The sequence below is a fragment of the Streptomyces sp. NPDC102270 genome, from assembly GCF_044766405.1.
In the GTDB taxonomy this organism is placed as follows: Bacteria; Actinomycetota; Actinomycetes; order Streptomycetales; family Streptomycetaceae; genus Streptomyces.
On the sequence record NZ_JBIWLX010000006.1, the window covers coordinates 96,802 to 118,107 of the forward strand.

A 21,306-nucleotide genomic window follows, 5' to 3' on the forward strand; every position below is an offset into this window, starting at 1 on the left:
ACGTCGACGAGGGCGCCCCGAGTGGTCGGGGCGCCCTCGTCGTATGTCAGGCGCGGCCGACGAGGGAGAGGGTGCGGTGGGCCTGGGTCACCACCGCCGCGTCGATGAACGTGCCGTCCGGGAGGGCCTGCGCCCCCTGGTGGGCCTCCGCCGCCTTGAGGACCGTCTCCGCCTGCTCGATCTCCTCCTCCGTGGGCAGGTAGGCCCGCTCGATCACCGGGAGTTGGCGGGGATGGACAGCTGCCCGGCCCAGGAAGCCCAGGGCGCGGCCGTGGGCGCAGGAGGCCCTCAGTCCCTCCAGGTCCCGGATGTCGGGGTGGACCGACTGGGACGGGGGAGGCAGGGCCGCCGCTCTCGCCGCCACGACCACTCGGGAGCGGGACCAGTCCAGCCCCCCGTCGTGTCGTACGCCCAGGTCGGCTCGCAGGTCCGCCTCGCCGAGTGCGATGCCTCGCAGGCTCGGGTGGGCGGTGGCGATGGCGTAGGCGTGCTCGATGCCCAGGGCCGATTCCAGGAGGGCGTACAGGGGTGGGGCGCCTCCTTCGGCCCGGGCCGTCGTCTGCGCGACGCGGGTGATCTGGGCGGGGGCGGTGACCTTGGGCAGGCGCAGTCCGCAGACGCCCGGGAGGGGGGCGATCGCCGCCAGGTCCGCTGCCGCCAGGGGGCTGTCCAGGGCGTTGACCCGGACGTGGACCGGGACCGGCTGGGGGTCGCCGAGACGTTCGGCGGTGGCCTCGCGGGCGTAGCGCTTGCGGTCGGGGGCGACCGCGTCCTCCAGGTCGACGACCACGACGTCGGCGCCGGCCACGAGGGCCTTGGTGACGGTCTCGGGGCGGTCGCCGGGGACGTAGAGCCAGGTCAGAGGGTAGGGCCTCATAGCGCGCCCTCCGCGCGCAGCGCCGTCAACTCGGCCTTGGTCAGGCCCGCTTCCGTCAGGATCTCGTCCGTGTCCGCGCCGTGCGGGCGTCCCGCCCAGCGGATCGCTCCGGGGGTCGAGGAGAGCCGGAAGAGGACGTTCTGCATGCGCAGCGGGCCGAGCTCGGGGTCGTCGACCGTGGTGACGGTGTCGAGGGCCTGGTACTGCGGGTCGGCCATCACGTCCCGGACGTCCTGGATCGGGGCGACCGCGGCCTCCGCCTTCTCGAAGGCCGCGAGGACGTCCGCGCGGGTGCGTGTGGCGATCCAGTCGCCGACCGCCGCGTCCAGGACGTCCGCGTGGGCGGCCCGCTGGGCGCCGGTCGCGAACCACGGTTCCTCGATCAGCTCGGGGCGGCCCACCAGGTGCATCACGCGTTCCGCGATCGACTGGGCCGAGGTGGAGACGGCGACCCAGGTGCCGTCGGCCGTGCGGTAGGTGTTGCGCGGGGCGTTGTTGGCGGAGCGGTTGCCGGTGCGCTCCTGGACGTGACCGAGCTGGTCGTACCAGGTCGGCTGGGGGCCGAGGACCGTCAGGATCGGTTCGATGAGCGCCATGTCGACGACCTGGCCCTCGCCCGTGCGGTCACGGGCCGCGAGTGCTGTCATCACCGCGTACGCCGTGGCCAGGCCCGCGATGGAGTCGGCCAGGCCGAAGGGCGGCAGCACCGGGGGTGCGTCCGGTTCGCCGGTGATCGCCGCGAAGCCGCTCATCGCCTCGGCGAGGGTGCCGAAGCCGGGGCGGTGGGCGTAGGGGCCGAACTGGCCGAAGCCGGTGACGCGGGTGAGGACCAGTCGGGGGTTGGCGGCGGAGAGTTCGGGCCAGCCGAGGTCCCACTTCTCCAGGGTGCCGGGGCGGAAGTTCTCGATGACCACGTCCGCGGCGGCGGCCAGCCGCAGGAAGGTGGTGCGCCCGCCCGGCTTGGACAGGTCCAGGGTGATCGTGCGCTTGTTGCGGCCCAGGACCTTCCACCACAGGCCGATGCCGTCCTTCGAGGGGCCGTGGCCGCGGGAGGGGTCCGGTTTCGTGGGGTGCTCGATCTTGACGACGTCCGCGCCGAAGTCGCCGAGCAGGGTGGCGGCGAGGGGGCCGGCGAAGAGGGTGGCCGCGTCGAGCACGCGCAGCCCTTTCAGGGGGGTCTCGGTCATGACGTGGGTCATGGGCGGGCAGCCTCCCGGTGGGTGAGGTGGGCCAGGGTGTCGAAGCCGCTGCCGTTGAAGTCGGCGACGGTGGTGGTCAGGCGGTTCTTGAGGGGGGTGGTCCAGCGGTCGGGGAGGTTTTCCGGGGCGCCGGTCAGGAGGGCGGCGATGCTGCCCGCCGTGGCGCCGTTGGAGTCGGTGTCCCAGCCGCCGCTCACCGCTTTGCAGACGGAGGCGGTGAAGTCGCCGTCCGCGTGGGTGAGGGCGGCGCAGATCAGCGCGGTGTTGGGGACGGCGTGGACCCAGTGGTGGGTCGCGGCGTGGGTGGCGTGGAGTTCGTCCACGACCTTGTCGAAGTCGTCGTACTGTCGAGCCAGTTGGACGGCGTGGGTGATGGCCTTGGTGAGGCGGGAGTTCGGGGGGATCACGGTGAGGCCGGTGCGCAGGCAGGTGTGGATGTCGGGGGTCGCCGCCGCCTGGGCGATCACGGCGGCCGTGAACATCGCCGCGTAGACGCCGTTCGCCGTGTGGGTGAGGGTGGCGTCCCGGTGGGTCTGTTCGGCCGCGGCCGCCGGGTCGCCGGGGTTGGTCCAGCCGTGGACGTCCGCGCGGATCAGGGCACCGATCCATTCGCGGAAGGGGTTGCGATGGCGGGCGGTCCTCGGGGGCTCCAGGCCCTGGAGGAGGTTGCGGTAGGCGATGCGTTCGGCGGTGAAGGTGCGGCCGGCGGGGAGCTCGTCGAGCCAGAGGTTCGCCACGTCCGTGGTGGTGAAGTGCCTGCCATGGCGTTGCAGCAACAGGAGGTTCAGCAAGGGGTAGTTGAGGTCGTCGTCCTCGGGCATGCCGTCGATGTTCTCGGCGAGGGAGGTGGTGGCGGAGCGCCGGTTCCAGGGGTGGGCGGCGAGGACTTCGGCGGGGACGCCCTTTGCCGTGAAGTAGGTGTTCAGGGGCCAGTTGCCGGTGGCCGCGGCGAGGCTGCGGATGGCTTCGAGGGGAAGCTTCTCCACGGGTTTGCCCAGGAGACAGCCCACGGCCCGGCCCAGCCAGGCCGCTTCCAGGCCCGCCCGGGTGAGAGGTGCCGTGGAGGCGTGCGCAGGCCACGTCCGGCAGCGGGCCTTGATCCTCGCCAGGTCGGTGGGCTCGTCGTCCTCCAACGCGCCCGGGAGATCCGCCAGTTCGTCCAGCAGGTCGTCCGCGAGCTGCCGCAGATACCTGGACGCGGGCTCCGCCGAGGCGCCCGCGCGCATCGGCGCCTCCTTGCCGCCCGCCGCTCGCCATCTCGCCGCGATCGCCGACGGCTCCCTGCCGTCCTGGGCCGCCTGGCGGAGTTCGTGGCCGATGAGGTCCTCCGGCTGGACCCAGGTCAGTCGGAGCATCTCGGGCCTCCCAGCTCCGCGAACGCCGCCTCGTGGGTCCTGCGGTGGGTGACGTCCCGATCGAAGATCTCCCGGGTCACGGCGGTCAGCGTCGCCGCCGGTTCCCACAGGTCCAGGCGGCTCGCCTCCGAGACCGTCTTCGACCAGTCGTCCGGGACCGGGAAGCCCAGGGCGCCGGACAGGGCACCGGCCATCGTGGCGATCGAGTCGCAGTCCCTGCCGTAGTTCACCGCGCCGAGAACGGCTTGCCGGTAGTCGCCCGCGGACACGAGCAACATGCCCAGGGCGACGGGGAGTTCCTCGATCGCGTGGAGGCGGGAGGGGCGGCGGGCACCGAGCGAGGGGGCGCGGTAGTCGGGGCCGACCGTGTCGTAGGCCGCGACGGCGTCCCGCAGGGGTCGTAGTGCCGATTCGGCGTCCGTGTGGTGAGCGGCCACTTCGCAGACCTGCTCGATCGCCGTTCGCGTGCCGTCCTTCGCCAGCCGCAGACAGGCCGTCACGACCGAGCCCGGGGTCGCGCCCGGCTCGCACGCCGCCGCCACCGCCGCCGCGAAGACTCCCGCCGCCTCCCGGCCGTACGACGACTGGTGGGCGCCCGCGATGTCCAGGGCCTCGGTGTACGCGGCCCGCGGGTTGGCCGCGTTGACCAGGCCGACCGGGGCCATGTACATCGCCGCGCCACAGTTGACGATGTTGCCCACTCCTGCTTCGCGGGGGTCGATGTGGCCGTAGTGGAGACGGGTGACCAGCCATTTCTCCGCGAGGAAGAGGCGGTGCAGGGGGAGGGCCTCGGCCTCCAGTTCCGGGATCCAGCGCGGGTTCGTCATCAGGTCGGGGACCAGGTGGTCGGCGATCGCGTAGGCGTCGAGGTGGTCTCTGACCCGGTCGTAGACACGGATCAGCGCGTGGGTCATCAAGGTGTCGTCGGTGACGTGTCCGTCGCCCTTGTGGTAGGGGGCGATGGGGCGGGCGGTGCGCCAGTCGTCGCCGTTCCAGGGGCCGACGATGCCGTGGACGCGGCCGGCGTGGCGTTCGAGGATCTGGTCGGGGGAGTAGCCCTCGACGGGACCGCCGAGGGCGTCGCCCACCGCCGCGCCCACGAGGGCCCCGGTGATCCGCTCCTCAAGACTGCTTTCAGAGTTTTTGGGCGTCATGCCGGAATCATCCTCCCGGGAGGGGTGGTTGTGCGGCTACCAGGAGTTCGGCGAGTTCCACGAGGTCCGTGCCGGTGAGGCGGGGGAGGGCGCAGCCGGAGAGTGTCCGGCAGGTGTCGCGCCAGGAGGCGGGGATCGCGGTGGCGCCGCCCAGTGCGCCGGTCAGTGCGCCGGTCAGGGCGGGGGCCGAGTCGGCGACGCGGGACAGACAGGCCGCGGCGGGGACCGCCTCCGCGATACGGCCCTGCGCGGCGGTGGCCAGAGCGAGGGCCACCGGGACCGTTTCGGCGGCCGCGATGCCGTAGCTGTAGACGTGGTCGACGATCTCGTGTTCCAGGGCGGGGATCAGCGCGAAGGCGTTTCCGGCGGCCTCGGCGAGACGCAGGGCGTGGCGGGCGTTGCGGCCGATCTCCGTGTCCTCGGGCAGCTCGGTGAGCGCCGCTGTCACGCAGGCTTCGACGGGGGCGCCGGTCAGGGCGAGGGAGACGGCCGCGGCCATCGCTCTCGCTCCGTGCACGCCGTCTCCGTCCTGGGTGTAGCGGGCGTCGAACTCGGCGAGATCCGCGGCGGGGCGGGGGGCACCGGGGTGGGCGACCGCCAGGACGCAGGCCCGGACGCAGGCCGCGTCGTCGAAGTAGTGCGGGTTGTCGTGGCCCGTGGCGGGTGGGCGCAGGCCGGTGGCGAGGTTGCCGAGTCCCGCTCTGACGGAGATGCGGGCGCGGAGGGGGATGTCGGCGGACTCGATCTCCGGGGCCTTGTCTGCGGCGGCGGCCACCTCGGCGGCCAGGGCGTTCCAGGTGAGGTCGATGGCGGCTCTGGTACGGCGCTCCCGGGTCAGGTCGCCCAGGGCGGTGTCGTCGCCTGCGCGCAGGAGGGCTTCCGCGGTGAAGGCCGCCCATTCGGCGTCGTCGGACGGGCCGAGGCGGAGGGGCTCGGGGGGTTGGTTGAGGGCGATGGGGACGGGGAGGGTGGTGGTGGCGTTCTGTTCGGCGAAGGTGTCCAGTTCGCGGGTGAGGCGGCGGGTCCATTCGGGCATGCGGGCGGCTCTGTGACGGGCGGAGGGCCAGCCGGCGGCGTCGCCTGCGGCGAGGCCGAGGAGGAGGCCCTGGACTCTCTGTCCGGCCTCGGCTTCGGCTTTTGTGTTCTCACCCGCACCGCCCGTGCGGCTTTCGCCGTCGGGCGCTGGTGGTCCCTGCGGGGCGAACTCACTGTCGGCGGCCTCGGGTTCGAGCGGCGTCGGCATGCCCGGCGTGGTCTCGCCCCACGGTCCCGGCGGCCTCACCTGTCCGTTCCCGACTCATCGCCCGCCGCCAGTGTGAAGGCGTCCAGGTCGGGTGGGGGCCATTCCCGGGTGAGTCCGGTCGTGGCCCACTTGCCGTCCTCCCCCGTCACCAGCAACTCCGCCACGTCCAGTACGTGATGGCCCGCCATGGAGGGCAGGCAACTGCCCCTCGCCGGGCCGATCGCCGATGCCCACTCGGCCGGGATCGCCGACGCTCCCCGCGTCGCGCCGGCCAGCGCCCCCGCCACCGCCGCCGTCGTGTCCGCGTCTCTCCCCATGTTCACCGCCGTCAGGACCGCCTCACGGAAGTCACCGTCCGCCGCCGCGTACGCGCCGAAGGCGAGGGCCACCGCCTCCGGGGCCAGGTCGGTCCACGGATAGCCGCCGATCACCACCGCGGAGCGGACCGCTCTTTCGCCCCGGTGGGCCACCGCCACGGCGCGGCGCAGGGAGCGGGCCGTCCAGCTGTCGTCCGGGATCACCGCCAGCGCGGAGGCGACGACGGCGATCGTCGGGGCGCCCGCCATGGCCGCCGCCACTCCCGCCGCGACCGCCTGGCCGCCGTAGATGCCCTCGCCGTCGTGGCTCACCGAGCCGTCGACGGCCACCAGGCGGGCCGCCTCCGCGGGGCGGCCCGCCGCGAAGACGCCGAAGGGGGCCGCCCGCATGGCCAGGCCGTCGCTCCAGGCATGGCGGTGCTGGGCCGAGATGGGGGCCGCCAGACCTCGACGGAGGTTCTCCAGCGTGCCGCGTTCGCTGAAACCGGCGCCCCGGAACGGGCCCTCGTCGCGGTCCGCGATCCACGTGTGCCAGGCCGTCTCCACATGGGAGGGGGTGAGGGCCGAGCCGTGACGGGCGAGGAGCAGACCCGAGAAGATCGCGTACTCCGTGTCGTCCGTGCCGGCCGGCTCGTCCACGACATAGCCCTTGATACGGCCCCAGCGGGCACGGATCTGCGACGGTTTCAGGTTCTCGGCGGGGGCTCCGAGGGCGTCCCCGACCGCCAGGCCCAGCAGGGCGCCGCGGGCCCGCTCACGGAGTTCGGCGGCGTGCTGGGGTGCCGGGACCGAGGAAACGCGGGCGATCGATGTCATAGCCGGCCTCTCCACAACAAGGAGCAGAGGAGGTTCGCGCGAGGCGCGGAACCTTTTGCCGTATATGTCCCACCATCGGCGGTTGACCTCAGCCTCCCTGCCCTCAACGTCACCCGGTCGACATCTGAGCGGGCTCATGATCGTCTGCGCATCCGACGGTAAACCCGCAGGTTAGCGGAGCCTTTCCTTGCTGGCGGAGGGGAATGACCCGACGTACTGTGTTCGTTGTTAAGAATTAGAACGTGTCCAAAGTTAGCTTTGGCTTAGCTTCCTGGGGGACCGGAATGGCCATCCTCGACATCGAAGCGCCCCTGCACGAGGCGCACCGCGACAACCACACGCACCGGGATGTGAACGGCGGCTGGCTCAGGCCCGCCGTCTTCGGTGCCATGGACGGGCTGGTCTCCAATCTCGCCCTGATGTCCGGCGTGGCGGGTGGGGCCGTCGGTCAGCACACCATCGTGATCACCGGGCTGGCGGGGCTCGCCGCCGGCGCCTTCTCCATGGCCGCCGGCGAGTACACCTCCGTCGCCTCCCAGCGGGAGCTGGTCGAGGCCGAGCTGGATGTGGAGCGCCGGGAGTTGCGCAAGCATCCGCAGGACGAGGAGGCCGAGCTCGCCGCCCTGTACGAGGGGCGGGGTGTCGAACCCGAGCTGGCCAGGGAGGTCGCCCGGCAGCTGTCGAAGGATCCCGAGCAGGCCCTGGAGATCCACGCCCGCGAGGAACTGGGTATCGACCCCGGCGACCTGCCCTCGCCGCTGGTCGCCGCCGTGTCCAGCTTCGGGTCCTTCGCCCTGGGGGCCCTGCTCCCCGTACTGCCGTTCCTGCTCGGTGCGACCACGCTGTGGCCCGCTCTGCTGCTCGCTCTTGTCGGACTCTTCGCGTGCGGTGCGGTCGTGGCCAGGGTGACCGCGCGGACCTGGTGGTACAGCGGGCTCCGGCAGCTCGCTCTGGGAGGTGCGGCGGCCGGTGTGACGTACGCCCTGGGCAGTTTGTTCGGAACGGCCGTAGGATAGCTCGGCTGCTACTTATGCGGCGGGTCGCATAAGTAGTCGTTACTCGCTGGTTTCGAGTGCTTAACCACTGGGCATGAGCCGTAAGCACTGCGGGCAACGATGCTTGCGGCGCACTCGCGGGGTCGGCGACGACGCCTTCGCCGCCCCCTGGGCCGACGGACGATGATCTGACCGATCAGTCCGGATCGGTCCCCACATACTTCAAGCCACGTGTGCGACACCCCCCTCGCACCGCGTGGCGTCCGCATGTTGGAACGGAGTATCCGGTTCCCGAGATCCGCTCCATCATGTAACCTGCACGAAATTTTGCACTCACGCAGAGGGCCAACGTCGTCCCTCGGCAATCTGCATATGCCATATGACGACGACGGGAGAGCCGATGCGTACGCCGCGCCAGCCGTCCCAGCACTCCACGAATGGCCAGAAGTGGTCCTTCATGGATGCTCGCCCTGCTGCGCAGGGTATGTACGACCCCCGCAACGAGCGCGACGCCTGCGGCGTCGGCTTCGTGGCCACCCTCACCGGCGAGGCGAGCCATGCGCTGGTCGAGCAGGCGCTCACGGTTCTGCGCAACCTGGAGCACCGCGGTGCCACCGGCGCCGAGCCCGACTCGGGTGACGGCGCGGGCATCCTGTCCCAGGTTCCGGACGCCTTCTTCCGTGAGGTCGTCGGCTTCGAGCTGCCGACGGCCGGTGGGTACGCCGTGGGTACCGCCTTCCTGCCGGAGGACGGTATCGAGGACGCCGTCTCGAAGATCGAGACGATCGCCGCCGAGGAGGGCCTCACCGTTCTCGGCTGGCGCGAGGTCCCGGTCGCCCCCGGGCTGCTCGGCGCCACCGCCCGCTCGACGATGCCCGCCTTCCGCCAGGTCTTCGTGACCGACGGCGCCGCAGTGCCTTCTACGGGTATCGACCTCGACCGCAAGGCCTTCGTGCTGCGCAAGCGCGCCGAGCGTGAGGTCGACGTCTACTTCCCCTCGCTGTCCGCGCGGACCATCGTCTACAAGGGCATGCTGACCACCGGTCAGCTGGAGCCCTTCTTCCCGGACCTGTCCGACCGCCGCTTCGCCTCCGCGATCGCGCTCGTGCACTCCCGGTTCTCCACGAACACCTTCCCCTCGTGGCCGCTCGCACACCCGTACCGCTTCGTCGCGCACAACGGTGAGATCAACACCGTCAAGGGCAACCGCAACTGGATGGCGGCCCGCGAATCGCAGCTGGTCTCCGACCTGTTCGGCAACGACGCCAAGGCCCTCGAGCGCGTCTTCCCGATCTGTACGCCGGACGCCTCCGACTCGGCGTCCTTCGACGAGGTCCTCGAACTCCTCCACCTGGGCGGCCGTTCGCTGCCGCACTCCGTGCTGATGATGATCCCGGAGGCGTGGGAGAACCACGACTCCATGGAGCCGGCCCGCCGCGCCTTCTACCAGTTCCACTCCAACCTGATGGAGCCCTGGGACGGTCCGGCCTGTGTCACCTTCACCGACGGCAAGCAGGTCGGCGCGGTCCTCGACCGCAACGGCCTTCGCCCCGGCCGCTACTGGGTCACCGACGACGGCCTCGTCGTCCTCGGCTCCGAGGTCGGTGTCCTCGACATCGACCCCGCCAAGGTGGTCCGCAAGGGCCGCCTGCAGCCCGGCCGGATGTTCCTCGTCGACACCGTCGAGCACCGCATCATCGAGGACGACGAGATCAAGGCCGGCCTGGCCACCGAGCAGCCGTACGCGGAGTGGCTGGAGGCCGGCGAGATCGAGCTCGGCGACCTGCCCGAGCGCGAGCACATCGTGCACACCCACGCCTCGGTCACCCGCCGCCAGCAGACCTTCGGCTACACCGAGGAAGAGCTGCGCGTCCTCCTCGCGCCGATGGCCAAGGCCGCTGCCGAGCCGATCGGTTCGATGGGCACCGACTCGCCGATCGCCGCGCTGAGCGAGCGTCCGCGTCTGCTCTTCGACTACTTCACCCAGCTGTTCGCGCAGGTCACCAACCCGCCGCTGGACGCGATCCGCGAGGAGCTCGTCACCTCGCTGCGCTCGGCCCTCGGCCCGCAGGGCAACCTGCTCGACCCGAGCGCCGCCTCCTGCCGCTCCGTCGTGCTGCCCTTCCCGGTGATCGACAACGACGAGCTGGCCAAGCTCATCCACATCAACGCCGACGGCGACATGCCCGGCTTCAAGGCCGCGACCCTCTCCGGCCTGTACCGGGTCTCCGGCGGCGGCGACTCCCTCGCCGCGCGCATCGAGGAGATCTGCGCCGAGGCAGACGCCGCCATCGCCAACGGCGCCCGGCTGATCGTCCTCTCCGACCGGCACTCGGACGCCGAGCACGCGCCGATCCCGTCGCTGCTGCTCACCGCGGCCGTCCACCACCACCTCATCCGCACCAAGCAGCGCACCCAGGTGGGCCTGCTGGTCGAGGCCGGTGACGTCCGCGAGGTCCACCACGTCGCCCTGCTGATCGGCTTCGGCGCCGCGGCCGTGAACCCGTACCTCGCCATGGAGTCCGTCGAGGACCTTCTGCGCGCGGGCACCTTCCTGAACGGTCTGGAGCCCGAGCAGGCCATCCGCAACCTGATCTACGCCCTGGGCAAGGGCGTCCTCAAGGTCATGTCGAAGATGGGCATCTCGACCGTCGCCTCCTACCGGGGCGCCCAGGTCTTCGAGGCCGTCGGTCTCGAAGAGGGCTTCGTCCAGAAGTACTTCAGCGGTACGGCCTCCAAGATCGGCGGCGTCGGCATCGACGTCATCGCCAAGGAGGTCGCCGCCCGGCACGCCAAGGCGTACCCGGCGAGCGGCATCGCGCCGGCCCACCGTGCCCTGGAGATAGGCGGCGAGTACCAGTGGCGCCGCGAGGGCGAGCCGCACCTGTTCGACCCGGAGACGGTCTTCCGCCTCCAGCACTCGACGCGCGCGAACCGCTACGACATCTTCAAGAAGTACACCGACCGCGTGAACGAGCAGTCCGAGCGCCTGATGACGCTGCGCGGCCTGTTCGGCTTCAAGTCGGACCGCCAGCCGATCTCCGTCGACGAGGTCGAGCCGGTCTCCGAGATCGTCAAGCGCTTCTCCACCGGCGCCATGTCGTACGGCTCCATCTCCAAGGAGGCGCACGAGACCCTCGCCATCGCCATGAACCAGCTGGGCGGCAAGTCCAACACCGGTGAGGGCGGCGAGGACGCGGACCGGCTGTACGACCCGGCGCGGCGTTCGTCGATCAAGCAGGTCGCCTCCGGCCGCTTCGGCGTGACCTCCGAGTACCTGGTCAACGCGGACGACATCCAGATCAAGATGGCCCAGGGCGCCAAGCCCGGCGAGGGCGGCCAGCTGCCCGGCCACAAGGTCTACCCGTGGGTCGCCAAGACCCGGCACTCGACCCCGGGTGTCGGTCTGATCTCCCCGCCGCCGCACCACGACATCTACTCGATCGAGGACCTGGCCCAGCTGATCCACGACCTGAAGAACGCGAACCCGCAGGCGCGGATCCACGTGAAGCTGGTCTCCGAGGTCGGCGTCGGCACGGTCGCGGCGGGTGTGTCCAAGGCCCACGCGGACGTCGTGCTCATCTCGGGTCACGACGGTGGCACCGGTGCCTCCCCGCTGACCTCCCTCAAGCACGCGGGCGGTCCCTGGGAGCTGGGTCTCGCCGAGACCCAGCAGACCCTGCTGCTCAACGGCCTGCGCGACCGGATCGTCGTCCAGACCGACGGTCAGCTCAAGACCGGCCGTGACGTCGTCATCGCCGCGCTGCTCGGCGCCGAGGAGTTCGGTTTCGCGACCGCACCGCTCGTCGTCTCCGGCTGCGTCATGATGCGCGTCTGCCACCTGGACACCTGCCCGGTCGGCATCGCCACCCAGAACCCGGTGCTCCGGGACCGGTTCACGGGCAAGGCCGAGTACGTCGTGAACTTCTTCAAGTTCATCGCCGAAGAGGTCCGCGAGATCCTCGCCGAGCTGGGCTTCCGCTCCATCGAGGAGGCTGTCGGCCACGCCGAGACGCTCGACGTCGAGCGGGCCGTCAACCACTGGAAGGCGCAGGGCCTGGACCTGTCCCCGCTCTTCTACGTGCCCGAGCTGCCCGAGGGCACTCCGCTGCACCAGGTCATCGAGCAGGACCACGGCCTGGAGAAGGCGCTCGACAACGAGCTCATCAAGCTCGCCGCCGACGCCCTGGCCGCCGACTCGGCGACCGACGCCCAGCCGGTGCGCGCCCAGGTCGCCATCCGCAACATCAACCGCACGGTCGGCACCATGCTCGGCCACGAGGTGACGAAGAAGTTCGGCGGTGCGGGCCTGCCCGACGACACCATCGACATCACCTTCACCGGCTCGGCCGGCCAGTCCTTCGGCGCCTTCCTGCCGCGCGGTGTCACGCTGCGCCTGGAGGGCGACGCCAACGACTACGTCGGCAAGGGCCTCTCCGGCGGCCGCGTGATCGTCCGTCCGGACCGGGGCGCCGACCACCTCGCCGAGTTCTCGACGATCGCCGGCAACACCATCGCCTACGGCGCGACCGGCGGCGAGCTGTTCCTGCGCGGTCGTACGGGCGAGCGGTTCTGTGTCCGCAACTCCGGCGCGCTGGTCGTCTCCGAGGGTGTGGGCGACCACGGCTGCGAGTACATGACCGGCGGTCACGCGGTGGTCCTCGGCGAGACGGGCCGCAACTTCGCGGCCGGCATGTCCGGCGGTGTCGCCTACGTGATCGACCTCGACCGGGACAACGTCAACGTCGGCAACGTGAACGCCGTGGAGGCGCTGGACGACGCCGACAAGCAGTGGCTGCACGACGTGGTGCGCCGCCACCAGGAGGAGACCGCGTCCACGGTCGCCGAGAAGCTCCTGGCTGAGTGGGATACCCCTGGAGGAGGGGTCGAGCGCTTCAGCAAGATCATCCCCAGCACGTACAAGGCAGTGCTCGCCGCCAAGGACGCCGCCGAGCAGGCGGGACTCTCCGAGTCCGAGATCACCGAGAAGATGATGGAGGCGGCGATCAATGGCTGACCCGAAGGGCTTCCTGAACCACGGCCGTGAGGTCGCCAAGTCCCGCCCGGTCGACGTACGTCTGAAGGACTGGAACGAGGTCTACGTCCCCGGCTCCCTGCTGCCGATCATCAGCAAGCAGGCCAGCCGCTGCATGGACTGCGGCATCCCGTTCTGTCACAACGGCTGTCCGCTCGGGAACCTCATCCCCGAGTGGAACGACTTCGCCTACCGCGAGGACTGGTCCGCCGCCTCCGAGCGGCTGCACGCGACCAACAACTTCCCGGAGTTCACCGGTCGTCTGTGCCCCGCTCCCTGCGAGTCGGCGTGTGTGCTCGGCATCAACCAGCCGCCGGTCACCATCAAGAACGTCGAGGTCTCGATCATCGACAAGGCGTGGGACAGCGGCGATGTCGCGCCGCAGGCCCCCGAGCGCCTGTCCGGCAAGACCGTCGCGGTCATCGGGTCCGGCCCCGCGGGTCTCGCCGCCGCGCAGCAGCTCACCCGGGCCGGTCACACCGTCGCCGTCTACGAGCGCGCGGACCGCATCGGAGGCCTCCTCCGCTACGGCATCCCCGAGTTCAAGATGGAGAAGCGGCACATCAACCGCCGTATCGAGCAGATGCGCGCGGAAGGCACCCGCTTCCGTACCGGCATCGAGATCGGCCGCGACCTCAGGGCGACCGACCTGAAGAAGCGGTACGACGCGATCGTCATCGCCGCCGGTGCCACGACCGCCCGTGACCTGCCGGTCCCCGGCCGCGAGCTCAAGGGCATCCACCAGGCCATGGAGTACCTGCCGCTGGCCAACAAGGTGCAGGAGGGCGACTACGTGGCGCCCCCCATCACGGCCGAGGGCAAGCACGTCATCGTCATCGGCGGTGGCGACACCGGCGCCGACTGCGTGGGCACCGCCCACCGCCAGGGCGCGGCCTCGGTCACCCAGCTGGAGATCATGCCGAGGCCCGGCGAGGACCGAGCCCCGCACCAGCCGTGGCCGACCTTCCCGATGCTCTACAAGGTCACGTCCGCGCACGAGGAGGGCGGTGAGCGGGTCTACTCCGTCAACACCACCCACTTCGAGGGCGACGAGGACGGCAACGTCCAGTGGCTGCACCTCACCGAGGTCGAGTTCGTCGACGGCAAGCTGACCCCGAAGCCGGGCACGGAGCGCAAGATCCCCGCCCAGCTGGTCACCCTCGCGATGGGCTTCACCGGCACCGACCGGGAGAACGGCCTGGTCGAGCAGTTCGGCCTGGAGCTCGACGAGCGCGGCAACATCGCCCGTGACGCCGACTTCCAGACCAACGTGCCGGGTGTCTTCGTCGCCGGTGACGCGGGCCGTGGCCAGTCGCTCATCGTGTGGGCGATCGCCGAGGGCCGCTCGGCCGCCCGCGGTTGCGACCGCTTCCTGACCGGTGCGAGCGAACTGCCCGCGCCGATCCGGCCGACGGACCGTTCGCTGATGGTGTGATCACACCCGAATAGACGTCCCGTACAACGGCGTACGGAACGCTGACGGCGCCTGCCCTCCACGTCCCCGACCGGACCGGATGGCAGGCGCCGTCGCATGTCGTCCTACGGCACCGGCACCTTGTACGTCTCCCCGTACACCTGCCACTCCAGCGGTGTCCTCAGGTCCAGGTTCCCGTCGTCCAGGAAGCGCCGCTGAGCCGTGTCGACGCGGGAGGTGTCGATGCCCGGGTGCTTCCTGCGCATGGCGTCCTCGCGGATGTCGAGGAAGGTGTCCAGGTAGGCCTTCTCCGAGCCGCCCTCCGTCGGGCTGCCGGACTTCTCGAGGGCGCGTTCGCGCAGGCCGTAGAAGCCGGTGGGGCCGGTGCCGGGGCCGTGGAAGACCATGGCGTCGTAGTAGACGAACTGGCCGAGCGGGCCGAGTCCGTCGAGTTTGGCGAGCCGGACCGCGGGGTCGAAGTAGACGCGGTCGCGGGCCGTGTCCTGGGCCCTCTGGAAGGCCGGGACCTCGGCTTCCGCTCTCCAAGCGGCGGTGAAACCCGGGTCCAGGCCCTCGTGGGAGTCCGTGCCGTCGACCGCGCGCAGGGCGGGGAGGTAGGTCGCGAGGCCGTTGTCCGGGTGGGCCTTGGTGTAGTCCTCGACGATGGTGAGCAGGTCGCTGGTGCCGGTGCAGAAGCCGATGATGCCCGCCGTGTAACCCTGGCCGTCACCGATGTCCTCGATGTAGGAGTAGGCGCTGCGCCAGTCGAGGGTGGAGTTCTCGGCGCTCGCCACGAGCCGCTGCGCGAGTTCCTTCTCGGCGGGGGCGTCGAGCCCTGCCGGCAGGCCGGCGAGGACCCCTTGGGCGTCCGCGCCCCCGGACCCCTCGGGCCGCTCAGCCCAGGTCTTGGCGCCCTCGGCATCCCTGGCGTCCCGGGCCGCCTGCGACCGGTAGGCGGCGGAGAGGTCGGGGCCCGCCCCCGGTGCCCCGGAGTCCTCGGGCGCGAGGAGGTAGACCGACGCCGTGACGAGCACGGGGACGGCCGCGAGGAGCAGCGCGCGGGCCCGTTTCACTGAACTCCCGTCAGTTCGGTGACCTTGGTCCAAGTACACACCAGGAGCACCGCCAGCAGTACGGCGCACGCTCCCGCCTGCACCAGGGCGCGACGGTTGTCCCGGGGGGCGTACGCGTAGGCGACGGTGACGAGGGCCCCGGCGAGCAGGCCGCCGAGGTGGCCCTGCCAGGACGTCAGCCACGCCGACATCACCAGCCACAGCAGCAGGCCCGCCATGAAGCGGTTCACCTGAGCCATGTCGGCGCCGAGGCGGCGGGCCATCACGTAGTACGCCGCGCCGAGTCCGAAGATCGCGCCGGACGCGCCGAGCGTGGGCTGGGTGGGCGCGACCAGCAGGACGAGGACCGAGCCGCCGAGCGCCGAGAGCAGATAGAGGACGACGTACCTGAGGCGGCCGAGCTGGACCTCCACCACCCGGCCGATGTTCCACAGCGACACCATGTTCATCACGATGTGCAGGATCCCGAACGTGCCCTCGGTGGGCGGCAGATGGAGGAACGCGCCGGTCAGCAGCCGGTACCACTCGCCGTCGACGACACCCTCGGCGTGGAAGCCGGAGGGGTAGATGTCCTGCCACTCGTAGTGGCCGCCGTCCGGGCCCCGCAGGCCGACGCCCAGCATCTCGAAGCGGTCCACGATCGCCGGACGCACGAGCTCGCCGACGTACGCGAGCACGTTGAGGCCGATCAGGATGTACGTCACCAGGGGGACCGTCGTGATCCGCCCGCCGAACGCGGTCCGGGCCTGGCGGACCGACCGTGCCCCCTCCCGCACGCACTCGGGGCACTGGTGGCCGACGGCCGCCTCCCGCATGCAGTCGGGGCAGATGTACCGCTCGCAGCGGGTGCAGCGGACGTGGGACTCCACCTTGGGATGGCGATAGCAGGTGGTGACGGCGGACTCGGGTTCCACGGCCGGCTCTCCTCGGAGTGACAGGGGTGATCGTGAGCCGGTGGGGACGGCGGCGAACAAAATATCGAACGCCGGTGAGGGAGAGGAGCGGAGGGGCCGGATTCAGGTGGGCGCACACCCCGTTGGCATCACGGAGTACCGGGAGTTCACCAGCGGCGACCACCACTGAGGACGGTGTCGCGGCACTCGTCGGGGCTGCCCCAGGCGGTGCGCAGGGCACGGGCCTTGGTGAGCCACAGAGACAGGTCGTACTCCGCCGTGTACCCGATCGCACCGTGGAGCTGGAGCGCGGTTCGGGCCGTCCGGTACGCCGCCTCGCACGCGGTGACCTTGGCGGCGGCGACGTCTTCCTCGGTCATCGTCAGGGCGGCGCCGAAGACCAGGGGGCGCGCGAACTCCAACGCGATCGTCGCGTCGGCGAGTTGGTGTTTGACCGCCTGGAAGGAGCCTATGGGGGCGCCGAACTGGGTGCGCTGCTTGACGTAGGAGACGGTTCTGTCGAGGAGGGCGAGGCCTGTGCCGAGGGCCTGGGCGGCGGTGGTGAGGCGGGCGATGGTCAGGGCGGCCGCCGTCGGAGGGTGCGCGGTGAGCAGTTCGCCGCCGGGGTCCAGCGGGGTGAGACGGCGGGCGGGATCCAGCGAGGGGCGCACGGGGCCGTGGCCGGGGGCCAGACGCAGTCCCTCGGCCGTCAGGGAGAGACGGATGCCGGCCACCTCGCCGTCCAGGGCGTACCCGTGATCGCGGGCGACCGTGGCCATCGTCTCGCCCGCGGCCAGCGCCGGGAGCAGCCGCTTCGCCGGGCCCGTGTCGTCCAGTGAGGTGAGCAGTGTCGCCGCCGTCACCGTCTCCACCAACGGGCCCGGTACCGCATGCCGCCCCAACTCGACGAAGGCCAGAGCGAGTTCCAAGGGACGGGGACCCAACCCCTCGTACGCCTCCGGTACCACAAGCGCGAACACCCCCGCCTCGGCTATACGGCTCCACAGCGCGCGCCCGCTCGCGTGGTCCCCCCGGCTCCAGTCCCGTACGACCGACGGGGTGTCCGCTGCGGTCAGCATCGCGTGCAGGGAGGCGGCGAAGTCGCGCTGCTCGGTGTCGAGGAGGAAGTCCATCAGCGGCGGCCCTTCGGGAGGCCCAGCAGGCGTTCGGCGATGATGTCGCGCTGGATCTCGTTCGTGCCGGCGTAGACGGGGCCGGCCAGGGCGAAGACATAGCGCTCCGACCAGTCCGTGTCCGCCCGTTCGCTCTCCTCGCCCAGGAGATCCAGGGCCGTCTCGGTGAGCGCGATGTCGTACTCGGACCAGAAGACCTTGTTCAGGCTGGACTCGGGGCCGAGCGTCTCACCGGCCAGGCAGCGGGCGGCGGCCGCGTAGGTGAAGAGCTGGTAGGCGCGGGCACCGATGAGGGCGTCCGCCACGCGGGTCCGGGCCGCAGGGGGACTGCCCTGCGCCCGCCACAGCGCGCACAGCCGGTCGGCGGCCGCCAGGAAACGCCCCGGTGAGCGCAGCATCAGACCCCGTTCGTTGCCCGCCGCCGACATCGCGATCCGCCAGCCCTGGCCGGGCTCGCCGATGACGTCCTCGTCCGGCACGAACACCTCGTCCAGGAAGAGCTCGGCGAAGGCCGGCTTCCCGTCGAGGCGGCGGACCGGGCGGACGGTGACACCGGGGGCGCGCAGGTCGAACATCAGGTAGGTCAGGCCCTGGTGGGGTCTCGGGGTGTCCGGGTCGGTGCGGAAGAGCCCGAAGGCACGGTCCGCGAAGGCGGCCCGGGAGGACCAGGTCTTCTGGCCGCTGAGCAGCCAGCCCCCGTCCGTGCGCACCCCCCGGGACTTCAGGGACGCCAGGTCCGAGCCCGCCTCCGGCTCCGACCATGCCTGCGCCCAGACCACCTCACCGGTGGCCATCGGCGGCAGCACGCGCGCGCGTTGCTCCGGCGTGCCGTGGTCGAAGAGGGTCGGGGCGAGCAGACTGACGCCGTTCTGGCCCACGCGTCCGGGCGCCCCGGCCGCGTAGTACTCCTCCTCGAAGACCAGCCAGCGGATCAGCCCGGAGTCCCGGCCGCCGTACCGGACGGGCCAGTTGACCACCGACCAGCGGTCCGCGGCGAGCTCCGCCTCCCACGCGCGATGGGCCGCGAAGCCCTCCCGGGTCTCCAGGGAGGGCAGCGGACAGCCGGGCACATGCGCGCGCAGCCACGCGCGGGCCTCGGCGCGGAAGGCCTCTTCCTCCTGCGTGAACGCCAGATCCATGGACACCCGTCCTTCCCTAACAAGTGTTTGGTAGGTTAGCGTGGCGCTATGACAGGCGTCGAGAGTCCGGTGTACGAACCGGGGCACGGGCTGCTGAAGGGACGCACCGCCGTCATCACCGCCGCTGCCGGCGCGGGCATCGGCGGGGCCACCGCGCGCCGCTTCCTGGAGGAGGGCGCGCGCGTCCTGATCAGCGACGCGCACGCGAGGCGGCTGAAGGAGCACGAGGCCGAGCTGGGGCGGGAGTTCCCGGGAGCGGTGACCGCCGTACCGTGTGACGTCACCGACGAGGCACAGGTGCGCGCGTTGTTCGACGCGGCCGTGGAAGAGCACGGCCGGCTGGACGTCGTCGTCAACAACGCGGGTCTCGGCGGCACTTCATCCCTCGCCGACATGACCGACGAGCAGTGGACCCGCGTCCTGGACGTCACGTTGAACGGCACCTTCCGGTGCACCAGGGCTGCCCTGCGGCTGATGCGGGACGCGCGCGCGGGCGTGATCGTCAACAACGCCTCCGTCGTCGGCTGGCGCGCCCAGGCCGGACAGGCGCACTACGCCGCCGCGAAGGCGGGAGTCATGGCCCTGACCCGGTGCGCGGCAGTGGAGGCCGCCGAGTACGGCGTACGCGTCAACGCGGTCTCCCCGAGCCTCGCCATGCACCCGCACCTGGTGAAGGTGACCTCGGCCGAGCTGCTGGAGGAACTGACCGCGCGGGAGGCCTTCGGGCGGTACGCCGAACCCTGGGAGGTGGCCAACGTGATCGTGTTCCTGGCGTCCGGCTACTCCTCGTACATGACCGGCGAGGTCGTCGCCGTCAGCAGCCAGCACGCATAGGACGACAATGACTTCGTGCCGACCAAGCCGACCAAGAAGAAGCCCCAGGTGAGCGCCGCCGCGCCCGCACGCCGCCGTGAACTCCTCGACACCGCCGCCGAGGTCTTCGCCGAACAGGGCTACAACGCCACGACCGTACGCAAGATCGCGGACCACGCGGGCATGCTCGCGGGCAGCCTCTACTACCACTTCGACTCCAAGGAATCGATGCTGGAGGAGATCCTGCGGACCTTCCTCGACGAGCTCTGGGGCGGCTACGACGCCGTCCTGGGCGCCGAACTCGGTCCGCGCGAGACGCTGGAGGCCCTGGTCACCGAGTCGTTCCGGGAGATCGACCGGCACCGCGCGGCCGTCGCGATCTACCAGAAGGAGAGCAGGCAACTGGTGGCGCAGGAGCGGTTCGCGTTCCTCGCCGAGTCGCAGCGCAGGTTCGAGAAGGCCTGGCTGTCCACGCTGGAGCGCGGGGTCGCGGCCGAGGTGTTCCGGGCCGACCTCGACGTACGGCTGACCTACCGGTTCGTGCGCGACACCGTGTGGGTCGCCGCGTCCTGGTACCGGCCCGGCGGACAGCACAGCCCGGAGGAGATCGCCCGGCAGTACCTGTCGATGGTGCTGGACGGGATCGCCGTACGTACGTAACTCACTGGGGAGTTGCCATGGCCGAGGCCTACATCGTCGAAGCGGTCCGTACGCCCGTCGGGCGGCGCGGGGGAGGACTGAGCGCCGTCCATCCGGCCGATCTGGGCGCGCGGGTGCTGGTCGCGCTGGTGGAGCGGGCGGGGGTCGATCCGGCCGCCGTGGAGGACGTCGTCTTCGGCTGCCTGGACGCGGTCGGGCCGCAGGCCGGGGACATCGCGCGGACCTCGTGGCTCGCGGCCGGGCTGCCGGAGGAGGTGCCCGGGGTGACCGTGGACCGGCAGTGCGGGTCCTCGCAGCAGGCCGTGCACTTCGCCGCGCAGGGCGTGCTGTCCGGGACACAGGACCTGGTGGTCGCCGGCGGGGTGCAGAACATGTCGATGATCCCGATCGCCTTCGCGACCCGGCAGGCCGCCGAGCCCCTGGGGCTGACCCAGGGGCCCTTCGCGGGCAGCGAGGGGTGGCGGGCGCGGTACGGGGACCGGGCGGTGAACCAGTTCGCCGGCGCCGAGATGATCGCCGGGAAGTGGGGGATCAGCCGCGAGGACCAGGAGGAGTTCGCACTCCGGTCCCACCGGCGGGCCCTGCGCGCCATCGACGAGGGCCGCTTCGAGCGCGAGACGGTGGCCCACGGCCCGGTCGCGGTCGACGAGGGCCCGCGCCGGGACACCTCGTTGGAGAAGATGGCCGGTCTGAAGCCGGTGATCGAGGGCGGCACCATCACCGCGGCCTGCTCCTCGCAGGTCTCCGACGGGGCGGCGGCCATGCTGCTGGCCTCGGAGCGGGCGGTGCGCGAACACGGCCTCACGCCACGCGCACGCGTGCACCACCTCTCCGTGCGCGGCGAGGATCCCATCCGTATGCTCACCGCGCCCATCCCGGCCACCGCGCACGCCCTGAAGAAGACCGGCCTCACCATCGACGACATCGACCTCGTCGAGATCAACGAGGCCTTCGCCCCGGTCGTCCTGGCCTGGCTGAAGGAGACCGGCGCGGACCCGGAGAAGGTCAACGTCAACGGCGGCGCGATCGCCCTCGGGCATCCGCTGGGGGCGACGGGAGTGAAACTGATGACGACCCTGCTGCACGAACTGGAGCGCACGGGCGGGCGGTTCGGCCTCCAGACGATGTGCGAGGGCGGGGGGCAGGCGAACGTGACGATCATCGAGAGGCTGTGACGACGGCGGGACACC

At 71.3% G+C, this 21,306-nt stretch carries 16 protein-coding genes; 6 read left to right on the plus strand and 10 right to left on the minus strand.

The window, feature by feature from the left end; translation table 11 throughout:
- Positions 1–46: 46 nt before the first annotated feature.
- The 6 genes from ACIRP7_RS13125 to ACIRP7_RS13150 are packed head-to-tail and all read right to left on the minus strand — an operon-like array spanning position 47 to position 6,961.
- Positions 47–877, minus strand: coding sequence for an HpcH/HpaI aldolase/citrate lyase family protein (locus ACIRP7_RS13125; RefSeq protein WP_403657388.1), 831 nt, complete (start codon positions 875–877; stop codon positions 47–49).
- The gene (locus ACIRP7_RS13130) at positions 874–2,064 is read right to left on the minus strand and encodes a CaiB/BaiF CoA transferase family protein (protein ID WP_403657391.1); all 1,191 of its coding nucleotides are present in this window, start codon (positions 2,062–2,064) and stop codon (positions 874–876) included. The genes ACIRP7_RS13125 and ACIRP7_RS13130 overlap by 4 nt, the downstream gene beginning before the upstream one ends.
- A gap of 8 nt (positions 2,065–2,072) precedes the next feature.
- The gene (locus ACIRP7_RS13135) at positions 2,073–3,431 is read right to left on the minus strand and encodes an ADP-ribosylglycohydrolase family protein (RefSeq protein WP_403657394.1); all 1,359 of its coding nucleotides are present in this window, start codon (positions 3,429–3,431) and stop codon (positions 2,073–2,075) included.
- On the minus strand, positions 3,419–4,585 hold the full coding sequence (locus tag ACIRP7_RS13140; RefSeq protein ID WP_403657397.1) for an ADP-ribosylglycohydrolase family protein: 1,167 nt from the start codon (positions 4,583–4,585) through the stop codon (positions 3,419–3,421). The genes ACIRP7_RS13135 and ACIRP7_RS13140 overlap by 13 nt, the downstream gene beginning before the upstream one ends.
- A gap of 7 nt (positions 4,586–4,592) precedes the next feature.
- Positions 4,593–5,828 carry an ADP-ribosylglycohydrolase family protein gene (locus ACIRP7_RS13145; protein WP_403657400.1) on the minus strand — a complete coding sequence of 412 codons (1,236 nt, stop codon included), beginning with the start codon at positions 5,826–5,828 and terminating at the stop codon, positions 4,593–4,595.
- A gap of 35 nt (positions 5,829–5,863) precedes the next feature.
- Positions 5,864–6,961, minus strand: a complete 1,098-nt coding sequence (locus tag ACIRP7_RS13150; RefSeq protein WP_403657403.1) for an ADP-ribosylglycohydrolase family protein — start codon at positions 6,959–6,961, stop codon at positions 5,864–5,866.
- A 284-nt stretch (positions 6,962–7,245) separates the two neighbouring features.
- On the opposite strand from ACIRP7_RS13150, the gene ACIRP7_RS13155 reads away from it, so the two are divergent.
- The 3 genes from ACIRP7_RS13155 (at position 7,246) to ACIRP7_RS13165 (ending at position 14,426) form a co-directional block, all read left to right on the plus strand.
- Positions 7,246–7,977, plus strand: a complete 732-nt coding sequence (locus tag ACIRP7_RS13155) for a VIT1/CCC1 transporter family protein (protein WP_403657405.1) — start codon at positions 7,246–7,248, stop codon at positions 7,975–7,977.
- 379 nt (positions 7,978–8,356) lie between these two features.
- The gene (gltB, locus tag ACIRP7_RS13160; protein ID WP_403657408.1) at positions 8,357–12,973 is read left to right on the plus strand and encodes a glutamate synthase large subunit; all 4,617 of its coding nucleotides are present in this window, start codon (positions 8,357–8,359) and stop codon (positions 12,971–12,973) included.
- Positions 12,966–14,426: a glutamate synthase subunit beta gene (locus ACIRP7_RS13165; RefSeq protein WP_403657411.1), complete on the plus strand. Its 1,461-nt coding sequence runs from the start codon at positions 12,966–12,968 to the stop codon at positions 14,424–14,426. Before gltB ends, ACIRP7_RS13165 begins: the two co-directional genes overlap by 8 nt.
- Before the next feature lie 104 nt (positions 14,427–14,530).
- Here the strand turns inward: ACIRP7_RS13165 and ACIRP7_RS13170 are convergent, their stop codons facing one another.
- The 4 genes from ACIRP7_RS13170 to ACIRP7_RS13185 all read right to left on the minus strand — a co-directional run bounded on the left by ACIRP7_RS13170 (position 14,531) and on the right by ACIRP7_RS13185 (position 18,643).
- A complete protein-coding gene (locus ACIRP7_RS13170; RefSeq protein WP_403657414.1) occupies positions 14,531–15,478 on the minus strand; it encodes a chitosanase in 948 nt (315 codons plus the stop codon).
- Positions 15,475–16,392 carry a rhomboid family intramembrane serine protease gene (locus ACIRP7_RS13175; RefSeq protein WP_403657417.1) on the minus strand — a complete coding sequence of 306 codons (918 nt, stop codon included), beginning with the start codon at positions 16,390–16,392 and terminating at the stop codon, positions 15,475–15,477. The genes ACIRP7_RS13170 and ACIRP7_RS13175 overlap by 4 nt, the downstream gene beginning before the upstream one ends.
- Before the next feature lie 146 nt (positions 16,393–16,538).
- On the minus strand, positions 16,539–17,504 hold the full coding sequence (locus ACIRP7_RS13180; protein WP_403657420.1) for an acyl-CoA dehydrogenase family protein: 966 nt from the start codon (positions 17,502–17,504) through the stop codon (positions 16,539–16,541).
- A complete protein-coding gene (locus tag ACIRP7_RS13185) occupies positions 17,504–18,643 on the minus strand; it encodes an acyl-CoA dehydrogenase family protein (RefSeq protein ID WP_403657423.1) in 1,140 nt (379 codons plus the stop codon). The genes ACIRP7_RS13180 and ACIRP7_RS13185 overlap by 1 nt, the downstream gene beginning before the upstream one ends.
- 48 nt (positions 18,644–18,691) lie before the next feature.
- Here ACIRP7_RS13185 and ACIRP7_RS13190 point away from each other — a divergent pair, with 48 nt between their 5' ends.
- Genes ACIRP7_RS13190 through ACIRP7_RS13200 form a run of 3 tightly spaced genes read left to right on the plus strand, consistent with a single transcriptional unit; the run spans position 18,692 to position 21,291 of the window.
- Entirely contained in the window at positions 18,692–19,477 is a 786-nt protein-coding gene (locus tag ACIRP7_RS13190) for an SDR family oxidoreductase (protein ID WP_403657426.1), read from the plus strand.
- 15 nt (positions 19,478–19,492) lie between these two features.
- The gene (locus ACIRP7_RS13195; RefSeq protein ID WP_365642972.1) at positions 19,493–20,116 is read left to right on the plus strand and encodes a TetR/AcrR family transcriptional regulator; all 624 of its coding nucleotides are present in this window, start codon (positions 19,493–19,495) and stop codon (positions 20,114–20,116) included.
- 17 nt (positions 20,117–20,133) lie between these two features.
- Positions 20,134–21,291, plus strand: coding sequence for an acetyl-CoA C-acetyltransferase (locus ACIRP7_RS13200; protein WP_403657429.1), 1,158 nt, complete (start codon positions 20,134–20,136; stop codon positions 21,289–21,291).
- Positions 21,292–21,306 lie beyond the last annotated feature (15 nt).